12 protein-coding genes are annotated in these 13,286 nt (G+C 75.6%); 4 read left to right on the forward strand and 8 right to left on the reverse strand.

Translation table 11 applies throughout. The features are described 5' to 3' along the window. The 4 genes from QDR37_RS02230 to QDR37_RS02245 all read right to left on the reverse strand — a co-directional run bounded on the left by QDR37_RS02230 (nt 1) and on the right by QDR37_RS02245 (nt 3,726). Entirely contained in the window at nt 1-393 is a 393-nt protein-coding gene (locus tag QDR37_RS02230) for a PPOX class F420-dependent oxidoreductase (protein ID WP_279711915.1), read from the reverse strand. Nucleotides 394-425: 32 nt separating this feature from the next. After that, nucleotides 426-974, reverse strand: coding sequence for an MOSC domain-containing protein (locus QDR37_RS02235; RefSeq protein WP_279711916.1), 549 nt, complete (start codon nt 972-974; stop codon nt 426-428). 1 nt (nt 975) lies between these two features. Then, the gene (gene ffh, locus QDR37_RS02240; protein WP_279711917.1) at nt 976-2,535 is read right to left on the reverse strand and encodes a signal recognition particle protein; all 1,560 of its coding nucleotides are present in this window, start codon (nt 2,533-2,535) and stop codon (nt 976-978) included. Between the two features lie 168 nt (nt 2,536-2,703). After that, the gene (locus QDR37_RS02245; protein ID WP_279711918.1) at nt 2,704-3,726 is read right to left on the reverse strand and encodes an NAD-dependent epimerase/dehydratase family protein; all 1,023 of its coding nucleotides are present in this window, start codon (nt 3,724-3,726) and stop codon (nt 2,704-2,706) included. A 37-nt stretch (nt 3,727-3,763) separates the two neighbouring features. Between QDR37_RS02245 and QDR37_RS02250 the strand changes: the two genes are divergently transcribed. Beyond that, nucleotides 3,764-4,672 (forward strand): aldo/keto reductase, encoded by a 909-nt coding sequence (locus tag QDR37_RS02250; protein WP_279711919.1) that lies wholly within the window; start codon nt 3,764-3,766, stop codon nt 4,670-4,672. 2 nt (nt 4,673-4,674) lie between these two features. Here the strand turns inward: QDR37_RS02250 and QDR37_RS02255 are convergent, their stop codons facing one another. Further along, entirely contained in the window at nt 4,675-5,277 is a 603-nt protein-coding gene (locus tag QDR37_RS02255; RefSeq protein WP_279711920.1) for an HD domain-containing protein, read from the reverse strand. 27 nt (nt 5,278-5,304) lie between these two features. Between QDR37_RS02255 and QDR37_RS02260 the strand changes: the two genes are divergently transcribed. Then, a complete protein-coding gene (locus QDR37_RS02260) occupies nt 5,305-5,820 on the forward strand; it encodes a gamma carbonic anhydrase family protein (RefSeq protein WP_279711921.1) in 516 nt (171 codons plus the stop codon). Between the two features lie 62 nt (nt 5,821-5,882). Here the strand turns inward: QDR37_RS02260 and ftsY are convergent, their stop codons facing one another. Further along, nucleotides 5,883-6,758, reverse strand: coding sequence for a signal recognition particle-docking protein FtsY (ftsY, locus tag QDR37_RS02265; RefSeq protein ID WP_279711922.1), 876 nt, complete (start codon nt 6,756-6,758; stop codon nt 5,883-5,885). Nucleotides 6,759-6,860: 102 nt separating this feature from the next. On the opposite strand from ftsY, the gene QDR37_RS02270 reads away from it, so the two are divergent. Together QDR37_RS02270 and QDR37_RS02275 are read left to right on the forward strand one after the other, a co-directional pair. Then, complete coding sequence (locus tag QDR37_RS02270; RefSeq protein ID WP_279711923.1) at nt 6,861-7,748, forward strand: NAD(P)-dependent oxidoreductase; 888 nt, start codon at nt 6,861-6,863, stop codon at nt 7,746-7,748. A gap of 11 nt (nt 7,749-7,759) precedes the next feature. Then, the gene (locus QDR37_RS02275; protein ID WP_279711924.1) at nt 7,760-8,566 is read left to right on the forward strand and encodes a shikimate 5-dehydrogenase; all 807 of its coding nucleotides are present in this window, start codon (nt 7,760-7,762) and stop codon (nt 8,564-8,566) included. A gap of 278 nt (nt 8,567-8,844) precedes the next feature. On the opposite strand, the gene smc is transcribed toward QDR37_RS02275, so the two are convergent. Next, the gene (gene smc / locus QDR37_RS02280) at nt 8,845-12,252 is read right to left on the reverse strand and encodes a chromosome segregation protein SMC (protein ID WP_279711925.1); all 3,408 of its coding nucleotides are present in this window, start codon (nt 12,250-12,252) and stop codon (nt 8,845-8,847) included. A gap of 51 nt (nt 12,253-12,303) precedes the next feature. After that, nucleotides 12,304-13,266, reverse strand: a complete 963-nt coding sequence (locus QDR37_RS02285; protein WP_279711926.1) for an acyl-CoA/acyl-ACP dehydrogenase — start codon at nt 13,264-13,266, stop codon at nt 12,304-12,306. Nucleotides 13,267-13,286 lie beyond the last annotated feature (20 nt).

Consider the following 13,286-nt stretch of genomic DNA (forward strand, 5'->3'; position numbering starts at 1 on the left):
TCAGCCGGTGCCGGACATCCGTCGCGGCTCGATCGCGAGGATCACCCGCTCCTGGTCACGGCCGCCCCACCAGCGGTAGGGGCCACCGGTGTAGCGCTGCGCGAGCGCCTCGATGTGCTCCTCGGCGCCGTCGGTCCGCAGGGCGACGACCCGACCGCGCACCTGCCGGAAGCGCGTCGGGTCGTCGGGGTCCGACAGCGCGACGGCGACGCGCGGGTCGCGCTCGACGTTGCGGGTCTTCTGGTGCCCCCGGACCGTGTTGATGAGGATGTGCTCGCCGTCCGTGTCCGCCCAGGTGAGCGTCACCTGCGGGGAGCCGTCCGGCATCGTCGTCGCGAGGTAGCAGACGGCGCGGCGCTTCAGCAGGGCGACGAGGTCGTCGGGCAGCGGCATGCCCGGCAGCCTAGGCAGCGACGGCTGAGGGGTCAGACCGGCTGCAGGGCGACGTGCGCGCCGTCCGGCAGCACGGTCGCGACCGGATCACCCCGGCGGACCACGCCGCCCGCGACCACGACGCCCATCACCCCGGCTCGCCGCACGACCTCGCCGCGGTCGTCGCGGCCGAGCATCTGCTTCAGCAGGCCCCGCTGGTGGTCGTCGATCTGCGAGCAGGGGTTGCGCAGGCCGGTGACCCGCACCACCGCGTCCGGCCCGAGCTCGAGCAGGGTGCCGGTCGGGAGGCCGAGCAGGTCGACGCCGCGCGTGGTGACGTTCTCCCCCATCGCGCCGGGCGGCACGACGAAGCCGGCCGCCGCCGCGTCCTCGAGCACCTCGATCGGGATGAGGTGCACCTGGCGCAGGTTCGGCTGCGTCGGATCGCGCCGCACCCGGGAGCGGTGCTGCACGGTCGTGCCCGCGTGCGCGTCGCCCTCGACGCCGAGCCCCTCGACCAGCGTGATCGCGGGCTCCGCGTCCTTCGAGAAGGCGTGGCGCGGGCTGCGGGCGACGCCCACGACGACCGCGGCAGCCGGCACGTCAGCGGCCGAGCAGCTTCTGCATCTTCGCGAGGTCGTCCTCGCTCGGCATCCCGTCGCCGCCCGCACCGAGGCCGAAGCCCGCGCCGGTCGATGCGGCGGGGCGTGCGGCGCGCCCCTCGGCGAGCGCCGCGTTCTCGGCGGCGCGCTTCGCCGGGTTGCCCGAGCGGGATCCGCCCTGCTTCTTCTTGCCCTGCTGCTTCGCGCCGGGACGCACGCCGGGGATCGGGCCCATGCCGGGCACCTGCGGCACCCCGCCGCGAGCCACGGTCCTCATCATCTTCGCGGCCTGGTCGAAGCGGGTGACGAGCTGGTTCACGTCGGTGACGGTCATGCCCGAGCCGCGGGCGATGCGGAGGCGCCGCGAGCCGTTCAGGAGCTTCGGGTTCTGCCGCTCGGCAGGCGTCATCGACTGGATGATCGCCTCGGTGCGCACGATCTCGCGCTCGTCGAAGTTCTCGAGCTGCTCGCGCATGCCGCGCGCTCCGGGCAGCATGCCGATCATCTTCTTCAGCGAGCCCATCTTGCGGAGCTGCTGCATCTGCTTCAGGAAGTCGTCGAGCGTGAAGGTGGCGGTGGCGAGCTTCTGCGCCATCTCGACGGCCTCGCGCTCGTCGAACGCCTGCTGCGCCTGCTCGATGAGCGTGAGGATGTCGCCGAGGTCGAGGATGCGGCTCGCCATGCGGTCGGGCCGGAACGGCTCGAAGTCGGTGAGGCGCTCGCCCGTGGAGGCGAAGAGGATCGGTCGGCCGGTGACGCTCGCGACCGAGAGCGCGGCGCCGCCGCGGGCGTCGCCGTCGAGCTTCGTGAGCACGACGCCGGTGAAGTCGACGCCGTCCTGGAACGCCTTCGCGGTGGTGACCGCGTCCTGGCCGATCATCGCGTCGAGGACGAACAGCACCTCGTCGGGATCCGTCGCGCGGCGGATGTCGGCGGCCTGCTTCATGAGCTCGGCGTCGACGCCGAGGCGGCCGGCCGTGTCGATGACGACGACGTCGTACTGCTTGTCGCGGGCGAACCGCATCGCGTCCTTCGCGACCCGGACCGGGTTGCCGACGCCGTTGCCGGGCTCCGGCGCGTAGACGGCGGCGCCGGCCTGCTCGCCGACGACCTGGAGCTGCTGCACGGCGTTCGGGCGCTGCAGGTCGCAGGCGACGAGCAGCGGCGCGTGGCCCTCCGACTCGAGCCACTTCGCGAGCTTGCCGGCGAGGGTCGTCTTGCCCGCGCCCTGGAGGCCGGCGAGCATGATGACGGTCGGGGGCTGCTTCGCGAACGTGAGCCGCCGCTCCTCGCCGCCGAGGATGCCGATGAGCTCCTCGTTGACGATCTGCACCACCTGCTGCGCGGGGTTCAGCGCCTTGTTCAAGGTGGCGCCGAGCGCGCGCTCGCGGACCGTCCCGGTGAAGCGCTTGACGACGTCGAGGTTCACATCGGCGTCGAGCAGGGCGCGCCGGATCTCACGGACCGTGCCGTCGATGTCCGCGGCGGTGAGGACGCCCTTGCCGCGCAGGTTCGCGAGGGCCTGCGTGAGCCGATCGGACAGCGTGCCGAAGGTAGCCATAGCCGTCGAATCCTACCGGCGGCGTCCGCGATCGCCGCGGCGCTCCCCCGCCGCGAGCCTGTGCGGGTCTCGTTCCACCGTTCCCCACCCGCACGACCGTCCGCTGCTGCGCAGCGCGCCGGTACCAGCGGGGCGTGTTCGTGGCACGCCGTGCTGCTGCGCCAGGACCTACGGCGCGACGCGGATCGAGCCAGGTCCGTGGACGTACTGGTCGAGGAGGGAGCGCTCCTCCGCGTCGGTGAGGCCGGCGCCGTGCGGGCCGGGCTGCGGGCGCGCGTCCTCCCACGCGAGCACGTCCGCGTACGTCTGCTCGAGCGGCCGGGCCGTGAGTCCCGCGGCGCGCGCGCGGGAGGTGTCGCGGCTGTTCATGCCCCGCCAGGCGGGGTCGTCGATCCAGAGCGGCAAGGACCGCGGCCCCATCCAGATGTCGACCCCGTGCTCGCGCAGCCACGCCTCGGGCGCCGGGACGAGCGGCCCCGTGTACCCGGCGACGCGCGCGGCGACGGCGAGGTGCTCGCCGAGCGGCAGCGGCTCACCGCTCGTGTTGAACACGCCCGCGGTGCCGCGCTCGGCCGAGTCGACGAGCCAGGTCGCGAGGTCGCGCACGTCGATCACCGCGACCGCGGCGCCGAGCGCGTCGGGCACGAGCACGCCGCGCGGATCCGACGGGTGGGCGAGCCGCCACGGCCAGTACCCGGAGCGGCCGGACCGGTCGCCCGGCCCTCCGATCAGGCCGGCGCGCGCGATCAGCGTCCGGTCCGCGCCGAACGCGCCGAGCACCGCCTGCTCGCAGGCGACCTTCGCCTCGCCGTACTGCTCCATGCCCGCCACGTCGGCCTCGAGCGCCGGCAGCAGCGGGGCGTGCTCGTCCTGCCCCGGCGCGCCCTGGTCCGCGTAGACGTTGCTCGTCGAGACGAACAGGTAGCGCGCGGCGGCAGGCTCGAGCGCGGCGACGGCGCGGCGCACCTGCCCGGGCTGCGTCGCGACGTCGAGCACCGCGTCCCAGGCCTCGCTCCGCACCGCATCGAGCGCGGCGGTGCGATCGCGGTCGGCGACGACGAGGCGGGCGCCGTCCGGGGCGCCGCCCGAGGAGCCGCGGGCGAGGCAGGCGACGTCGTGACCGCGGGACGCGGCCTCCACGGCGGCCGCCCGGCCGAGCCAGCCGGTGCCGCCGAGCACGAGGAGCTTCACGGAACCAGTCAACCGCCGAGCGGCTACCGTCCGGAAGGTGCAGTCCGCCCCCCTTGGAACGACCGGCCTCGACGTGACCCGGATCGTGGCCGGCGCGCCGCGGGCACCGCTGCCGGTGGCCCGAGGCGTCGACGCGCTCGGCGAGGCCTGGGACCAGGTCGGCGTGCGGGCGGTCGACGTGACCGACCTCGCGGCCGAGGGCGAGACCGCGGCGGAACGCTTCCTGCAGGAGCGGCAGCCGGACGACGCGGTCGTGCTCGCGGGGCTCGGCGGGACCGCCGGCCCGGAGCGCGGCGCCGACCACTCCCCCGCCCGGATCTCGAGGGCGCTCGAGGCCGCGTCGCGGCGGCTCGGCCGCGTCGACCTGGGATGGCTCGCGGGCGCGGATGCCGCCACCCCGCTCCCCGAGACCCTCGCGCTGCTCGCGAGCGCGATCGAGGATGGGCGGCTCCGGGCCTGGGGCGCCGCCGGCGTCGACGTGTGGAGGCTCGAGGCCCTGCTCACCGCCGCCGACCGCGAGGGCGTGCCGCGGCCGGCCTTCGTGCGGAACCGGATGAACCTGCTCGAACGCGGCGACGAGCGCGACCTGATGCCGCTCGCAGTCGGCGAGGGCCTCGGCGTGCTGCCCCGGAACCCGTTCGCGAGCGGGCGCCTCACCGATCGTCATGTCGCCGCGGAGGAGGCGGCGGAGCGGGCGGCGGCAGCGGGCGCGCCCCGGACGACCGCGACCGACCCCGCGCTGCCGGCGCTGCTCGTGCTCCGCGACCTCGCGCGGGACCGCGACACGAGCACGGCGGCGCTCGCGCTGGCGTGGCTCGCCGGCCACGCCTCCGATCCTCGACCGGTCGTCGCAGCGACCTCGCAGGCGGTCTGGGAGACGGTCCACGCCGCGCTCGAGCTCGACGTGGACGACGAGCTGCGCGAGCGGATGAGCTCCGTCCGCTGAGCTCAGGCCCGCTCGAGCGGGTTCTCGGCGAGCCGCCGGTCGAGGCCGCCCGCGACGAGGCGCGCGGCCTGCGAGGCGGGCTTGCGCGCCGCCTGGTCGGTGAGGCAGGCACCGAACTCACGGGCGAGGGTGAGCCGCGGGTGCCGGGCGAGCACCTCCGCGACCTGGTCGGCGGGCAGCACGTCGGGGCGGGCGCCCGAGATGTCGAGGCCCGTCGCGATCTCGAGCAGGTGCCCGTCGGGGTCCTCCCCCGGGTCGACCTCGCGCCACATGTGCCGCTCGATCACCTCGACGAGGCGGTCGCGGCGAGGCGCCGGCCACCCGGCGCCCGCGGCGAGCACCCACGCGACGTGCCCGCCCGCGGTCTCGAACGGCGCGGTGTGGCTGTCGAAGACGGGCACGAGCCCGACGTCGTGCAGCAGGGCGGCGACGTGGAGCAGCTCGGGATCCGCGGACGGCACCCCGAGCGCGTCCGCGAAGCCGAGCGCCCAGTACCAGGAGCGCACCGAGTGGTTCAGCAGCGCCGGGCTGCAGTACCGCGCGGCGACCTCGCGGGCGGCGACGGCCGCCGGCGTGGACGGTACCGGGATCTCGATCAGGCGCATGCCCGCATCCTGGCCTAGCGTGCCGACGTGGCTCCGATCCTGCCGTTCGACGGCGTGCTGCCCGAGACCGACCCCTCCGCGTTCATCGCGTCCACGGCGACCCTGATCGGCCGCGTCCGGGTGCGGGCCGACGCCGTCGTGATGTTCGGCGCGGTGCTCCGCGGCGACCGCGACGAAATCGAGCTCGGCGAGGGCAGCAACCTGCAGGACAACGTCGTCGTCCACTGCGACCCCGGCTCCCCCGCCCGGATCGGGCGGAACGTGAGCGTCGGGCACGGCGCCGTGGTGCACGGCTGCACGATCGAGGACGACGTGCTCGTCGGCATGAACGCGACGGTGCTGAACGGGGCCGTCATCGGCACCGGCTCGCTCGTCGCGGGCGGCGCGGTCGTGCTCGAGGGCACCGCCGTCCCGCCGCGCTCGCTCGTCGCGGGCGTGCCGGCGAAGGTGCGCCGGTCGATCACCGACGAGGAGCTCGACGGCATCCGCCGCAACGCGGCGACCTACCGCGAGCTCGGCACCGCCTACCGCGCCTCCTCCTGACGGTCGGCTCCGGGCGCCGCGGAACCGCAGGAAGCGGCACGCGCCGGAGAGGGAGGAGGCGCTCAGCCCACGAGGCCCGCGGCGAAGACGCTCGGGGTGAAGCCGGTGAGGTCGCCGATGCGCTCCCCCTGGCCGATGAGCTTCACCGGCAGGCCCGTCTCGTCCTGGACCCGCAGCACGAACCCGCCCTTCGCGGTGCCGTCGAGCTTCGTGATGACGAGCCCGGTGACGCCCGCGTGCTCGATGAAGACCTCGGCCTGCACGACGCCGTTCTGACCGGTGGTCGCGTCGAGGACGAGGAGGACCTCGCTGATCGGCGTCAGCTTCTCGACCACGCGCTTGATCTTGCCGAGCTCGTCCATGAGGCCGCCCTTGGTGTGCAGGCGCCCGGCGGTGTCGATGAGCACGATCTCGGTGCCCGTCCGCATCGCGTGCTCGACCGTCTGGTAGGCCACCGACGCCGGGTCCTGGCCCGGGTGCTGCGGCCGGACCACCTCGGCGCCCGCCCGCTCGGCCCAGGTCGCGACCTGCTCGACCGCGGCGGCGCGGAACGTGTCGGCGGCGCCGACGACGACGGAGCGACCGTAGTTCCCGACGAACCTCGCGAACTTGCCGATCGTGGTGGTCTTGCCGACCCCGTTCACGCCGACCATGAGCACCACGGCGGGGCGTGCGGAGAGCTTGAGGGTCGGGTCGAACCCGGCGAGGCGCTCCTCCACGTCCTCGCGGAGCATCCGCTGCAGGTCGCGCGGGTCGGTGACCCGGAACTTCTCGACCTTCTCCTTGAGGTCCGTGATCATCGACTCGGTGATGTCGGGGCCGAAGTCGGCGCCGATGAGCGCGGCCTCGAGGTCGTCCCACGTGTCGTCGTCGATGACCCGGACGGTCTGGAACAGGCCACGCAGCCGCGCGCCGAACGACAGGGTGCGCTCCGCCATGGCTCCAGGCTAGCCGCGAGGCGGCTTCCATCGGGCTGGCGGCCCGCGCCCAGCGGCGCGGACGTAGCGTGCCGACGCACGTGACAGCGACGAGGAGACCCCATGCCCGACACCCCGCGGATCACCCTGCTCGGCACCGGCACGATGGGCGTCGGCATGGCGCACTCGCTGCTGCGTGCCGGTCTGCCCGTGACGGTCTGGAACCGGCACGCGGACCGCGCGCGTCCGCTCGCCGGCGACGGCGCGGTCGTCGCGGAGACGCTCGAGGACGCCGTGCACGAGGCGGACGTCGTGATCACCATGCTGTTCGACGCCGACGCGGTGGCCGAGGTCATGGAGCAGGCGGCCGGCGCGATGCGCGACGGCGCGGTCTGGGTGCAGTCCGCGACCGTGGGCCGCGACGGCATCGCCCGGCTCGCGCGCTTCGCCGAGGAGCACGGCCTGACGATGGTCGACGCGCCGATGGTCGGCACGAAGCAGCCCGCCGAGGAGGGCAGGCTCGCGATCCTCGCCGCCGGCCCCGCGCGCACGCGCGACCTGGTGCAGCCCGCGTTCGACGCCATGGGCGCGAAGACGGTCTGGCTCGGCGACGAGCCCGGCCCGGCGAGCGCCTTGAAGCTCGTCGCGAACTCGTGGGTCGCCGCGCTGACCGCCGCGACCGCCCAGGGCATCGAGCAGGCGCGCGGCTTCGGCATCGATCCGGCGAGGTTCCTCGAGACGATCTCGGGCGGGGCCGCCGACAGCGCCTACCTGCAGCTGAAGGGGAGTGCGATCCTCGAGCAGCGCTTCGACCCGCAGTTCGGCCTCGACGGGCTGCTCAAGGACCTGCGGCTCATCCGGACCGCCACCGCCGAGGCGGGTGTGCCGACCACGCTCGTCGACGCGCTCGTCGCCCTGTTCGCGCAGGCGAGCGAGGAGGGCCACGGCAAGGAGGACATCGCGGCGGTGGCCGCGAGCTTCGCCCCCGCGGGCGCCGCGCCCGCGGTCTAGCGTCGGGGAGCATGCCGACGCTCTCGAAGGACACGCTCCTCTGCATCTCGCTCGCGGGACGGCCGAGCAACCTCGGCACGCGGTTCCACAACTTCCTCTACGACGAGCTCGGGCTCGACTTCGTCTACAAAGCGTTCACGACGACCGATCTCGAGGGCGCGGTGCGGGGCGTGCGTGCCCTGGGCATCCGGGGCTGCTCGGTGTCGATGCCGTTCAAATCGGCGATCATCCCCTTCGTCGACATCGTCGAGGACTCGGCAGCCGCGATCGAGGCGGTGAACACCGTCGTGAACGACGACGGCGTGCTCACCGCGGCGAACACCGATGTCGAGGCCGTCACCGAGCTGCTCGACCGGGAGCGCGTGCCGCGAGACCTCCGGGTCGCCGTCCGCGGCAGCGGCAGCATGGCGGCAGCGGTGACCGCGGCGTTCCGCCGCGCCGGGTTCGAGGCGGTGACGATCGTCGCCCGCGACGCGGCTGCCGGACGGACGCTCGCCGACCGGACCGGGTACCGCTGGGTCGCCGAGCCGGAGCCGGCGGATCTGCTCGTGAACGTCACCCCGCTCGGCATGGCCGGACGCGATGCGGACGCGCTCGCGTTCGACGAGTCGCTCGTGCGGGCGGCTCGGATGCTGTTCGACGTGGTCGCGCTTCCCGTCGAGACCCCGCTCGTGCGCCTCGCGCGGTCCGCCGGTCTCCCGGTGCTGACGGGGGCCGAGGTGCACGCCCTGCAGGCCGCGCTGCAGTTCGAGCGCTACACGGGCATCCGCCTCACGCGCGATCAGATCGATCGCGCGAGCGCCTTCTCCCGCGCATAGCAAGCGCATTCGGAATGCGAGAAATGTCCCCGTAATGCGGGATGGTGGCGAATAGGACGACGGAATTACGGTTGTCCCACAGCCGCTACCCGATGGGTCACGGATATCCCGGAAGGGGTCTCCGTGAACACAGCCCGTCCGACTGCTCGCTGCGGCCGTCGCCGGCCTCCCTCGAGTCCCACCCCGCACCGGGATCTCGAACGAGGAGCCGGCGGCGGCGGCGGTGAGGGTAGCGGCTGCTCTGCGCTCATGGTCCGCGCCCGCTCACGCGGTCGCGGTCATGCGCTGGCGGTCATGCGCTGGCCGATGACGGCCGAGACCCCGTCCTGCCGCATCGAGACCCCGTAGAGGGCGTCGGCGATCTCCATCGTGCGCTTCTGATGCGTGATCACGATGAGCTGCGAGGACTCGCGCAGCGACGAGAGCACGTCGAGCAGCCGCCCGAGGTTCGCGTCGTCGAGCGCCGCCTCGACCTCGTCGAGGATGTAGAACGGGCTCGGCCGGGCCGTGAAGATCGCGAGCAGGTACGCGATCGCCGCAAGGCTGCGCTCGCCACCGGAGAGCAGCGAGAGCCGCTCGATGCGCTTGCCCGCGGGCCGCACCGACACCTCGACGCCGGACGTGTCGAGGTCGTCGCCGACGAGGGAGAGCCGTCCGGTGCCCCCGGGGAACAGCACCGGGAGGATCCGTGCGAACGCCGCCTCGGTGTCGGCGTAGGCCGCCTCGAACACCGCCGCCATGCGCTGGTCGAGCTCGGCCACGATGCGGAGCAGGTCCTGCCTGGTGCGGGTGAGATCGGCGAGCTGCTCGGTGAGGAACGCGTGCCGCTGCTCGAGCGCCGCGAACTCCTCGAGCGCGAGCGGGTTGACCCGGCCGAGCTGGGCGAGCCGCCGCTCCGCCTGCCGCAGCCGGCGCTCCTCCGCCGTGCGGTCGAGCTGCGGATCCGCCTCCTCGAGCAGGCCCTGCTCGTCGAGGCCGAGCTCGCTGCGGGCGCGCTCGAGCAGCGCGCCGAGCGAGACCTGCTGCTCGTAGCCGCGCATGTCGAGGTCGCGGGCGCGCGCCTCGAGCTCGGCGAGCCGGGCGCGGGCCCGGCCGAGGTCGACCCGGGCCGTGCGGAGCGCGCCGCTGCGGGCGTCGCGCTCACGGGTCGCATCGGCGAGCTGCAGCCGCGCCTCGGTCACGGACGCGTCGACGGACGCCTGCACGACCGGCAGCTCGGCGAGCACGCCCTCGGCGGCGGCGCGCTGCCGGCGACGCCGCTCGTTTCGCGCCTCGGCCTCCGCGCGCGCGCGCCGAGCGGCGACGGCCGACCGCTCGGCCTCCGCGATGCGCCGGCGCTCGGCCGCCCGACGGTCCTGCAGGCGCTGGAGCTCGAGGCGGGCCGCGAGGCCCCGCTCGCGGGCGGCCTCGACGGCGGCCAGGGCCTCGGTGCGCCGCGAGGCGTCGAGCACCGGGCGCGGCTCGGCCCGCGCCTGCTCGAGCGCCGCCTCGGCCTCCGTGAGCGCCGCCTGCGCCGGCCGGACCGCCTCGCGGGCCTGCTCGGCCCGGGCCGCGAGCCGCTCGGCCTCGGCCTCGGCCGACTCCAGGCGGGCGAGGGCCGTGGCGCGGCGCCGCTCGGCCTCGCGGGCCGCGCTCTCGAGCCGGCGGGCCTCGGCTGCGGCCGCAGCGGCGCGCTCACGCGCGCCGCGGAGGGCGCCACGGTTCGCCTCGACCCGGGCGCGGAGCGCCTCGACCGCCTCGAGGACGGCGGCCCGGCGCCGCTCGGCGCGCTCGCGCTCCTCGAGCAGCTCGAGCCCGCTGCGTCCCGCGCCGGGCGTCGTCACCGCGGCCGGCCGCAGCACGACGCCGCCGCGCGTGACGAGGACGGCTCGGGCGTCGGACAGGGCGGGCAGCGCGACCCGCGCCGCGGCGAGGTCCTCGACGAGCAGCACCGCCGCGAGCAGGTCGAGCACACCGTCAGGGGCCTGCACCACGTCCCGAGCGGGCACCGTGCCGTCGACGGCCGGGACCGGCTCGGGCCGGCGCTCCGGCGCGGCGACGAGCATTGCCGCTGCCCCGTCGGCCGTCTCTGCGGCGTCGAGCGCGACGGCGCCGGAGGCGGCGATCGCGGCCTCCGCGAGGGGACCGAGCACGGCGGCGATCGCGGCCGTCCAGCCCCCGTCGACCCGCAGCACCTCGCGCACCCGTGGACCGAGGCCCTCGCGCCGCTGCTCGAGCAGCGCGGCGGTGCCGTCGGCGGGCGGCTCGGCGAGACGGAGGGCCGCGATCGCGGCATCGAGCCCGGCGAGCTCGCGCTCGGCGTCGTGGAGGGCCGCCCGGTCGTCCTCGAGCGCAGCGGACGCGGCCGCCTCGGCCTCGCGGGCCTGCTCGCCGTGGTCGCCGCCCGTCTCCCCGGGCCGCGGCGCCTCGGGGACGGCCGCCCGGGCCTCGTCGACGCGAACGGCGCCCGCCGCGGCGGCATCGGTGAGGCGTCCGGCCTCGGCGGTACGGGCGGCGAGCGCCGCCTCGGCCTCGGCGACGCGGGACGCCGCGGCACCGACCCGCCGGTCGGCCTCGCCGATGCGCGCGGCGTCGCCGGCGATCGACGCGTCGATCTCGTCGAGGCGGTGCTGCGCCTGCTGCTGGTCGCTCGTGGCCGCCCCGAGCGCGGCCTCGGCCGCGGCGATCGCGGGCTCGAGGCGCCCCAGCTCGTCGTGCGGCGCCTGCAGCGCGGCCTCGGACGGCACCGCGGCGAGCGGCTCGTCGGGACCGAGCAGCGTGACCCGGGTCGCGGCGAGCTGCGCGAGCGCGCGGAGGCGCTGCTGGACCGCCTCGAGCTCGAGCGCGGCGCGTCGGGCGACGTCGAGCCGCTCGTCCGCCTCCTCGCGCTCGAGCTCGTCGGCCCGGCTCGAGAGGGCCCGCTCGGCATCGGCGGCGACCTCGCGCTCGAGCTCGAGGTCGCGCCGCTGCTGCTCGAGGCCCGCGACCGCACGCGCGAGCCCGGCCGCGTCGGCGGCGAGCAGCCGGGTGCGCGCGTCGCGCACCGTGGCCTGGATCGCGACGGCCTCGCGCGCCACCTCGGCCTGCGCGCCGAGCGGCTTCAGCTGCCGCCGCAGCTCGTCGGCGAGGTCGGTGAGGCGGGTCAGGTTCGCCTGCATCGACTCGAGCTTGCGCAGCGTGCGCTCCTTGCGCCGCCGGTGCTTGAGGATGCCCGCGGCCTCCTCGAGGAAGCCGCGGCGCTCCTCGGGCGACGCCCGCAGCACCTGGTCGAGCTGCCCCTGCCCGACGATGACGTGCATCTCACGCCCGAGCCCCGAGTCGGAGAGCAGCTCCTGCACGTCGAGCAGCCGCACGCCGCGGCCGTTGATCGCGTACTCGCTCGCACCCGACCGGAACAGGGTGCGGCTGATCGTCACCTCGCTGTACTCGATCGGCAGCACGCCGTCGGTGTTGTCGATGGTGAGCACGACCTCGGCGCGGCCGAGCGGTCCGCGCGACGCGGTGCCGGCGAAGATCACGTCGGCCATCGAGCCGCCGCGGAGGGTCTTCGCGCCCTGCTCGCCCATGACCCACGCGAGCGCGTCGACGACGTTCGACTTGCCGGACCCGTTGGGCCCGACGATGCAGGTGACACCGGGCTCGAACGCGAACACGGTCGCCTGCGCGAAGGACTTGAAGCCCTTCAGCGTCAGGCTCTTCAGATGCACGCTTCCTCCCGCGCCGCTGCAACCGTAGCGGCGCGCGCGGACATCGCCTGATCAGCCCGCGAGCCGCGGCAGCAGCGCGTCCCGGATCGCGGGCCGGCTGCCGAAGACGAGCAGGAACTGCGCCTCCCGCAGCAGCCGCTCGGCGTCGCTGCCAGCGAGCACGCTCGAGGAGCCGCGCAGGACGGTGAGCACCGCGGCGGCGCGCAGCGCGAGCGCCGAGCAGGCGCCGCGGGCGTCCGGGAGCGCGTCGACGTCCGCCTCGAGCAGCCGGGTGCGGACGAGGGTGACCTCGGCGAGGAGCCGGTCGTCCTCCGCGAGCCGCGCGGCGCGCTCCGCGACGCCGAGCGCGAGGGCGCCGTTGCCGGCGAGCCCCGCGGCGTCGCGCGCCGTCCACTCATCCAGCGGCACGGACGCGACGAGCCGGTCCGCCGCCACGCGCAGCCCGTCGAAGCGCAGCGTGACCGTGCGGCTCGCGCGTGCTGCGACGAGGTCGAGCGGTTCCGCGGCGAGCGACGCCGAGGCGTCGGCGTCGACGAGGACGAGCCGGACGACGCCGTCCGGGTCGAGGGCCGCGACGAGCACGACGCCCGCGCTCCCCCAGCCGGTCACCCATGGGGCGCGGCCGGTGAGCCGCCAGCCGGCGCCGTTCGGCAGGATGCGCAGCGGCGCCGGTGGCCGCAGCGCGGTGATCGCGATCGCGGCCCGGAGGCGCCCGTCGGTGAGGGGCGCGGCGTAGCGCTCGCGCAGCCCGGCGGGGCCGCGGAGCACGTTCGCGAGCGCGCCCTGGTGCTGCAGCCAGACGAAGGCGGTGGCGAGGCAGCCGCCCGCGAGCGCCGCGGCGACGTCGATCCGGGTCGCGAGGTCGGGCTCCGCCGCGGCGAGCCCGGTGAGCCCGGCACCGTCGAGCGCCGCGAGGTGCGCGGCGGGCACCCGATCGGCGCGGTCGACCGCGGCGGCATCCGGGAGGAGCACCTCGTCGGCCACGCGCCGCGCCCGCTCCCCCGCACCCGTCACCCCTCCATGCTTCCACCCGG

The sequence above is a fragment of the Amnibacterium sp. CER49 genome, assembly GCF_029846255.1.
Taxonomy (GTDB): domain Bacteria; phylum Actinomycetota; class Actinomycetes; order Actinomycetales; family Microbacteriaceae; genus Amnibacterium.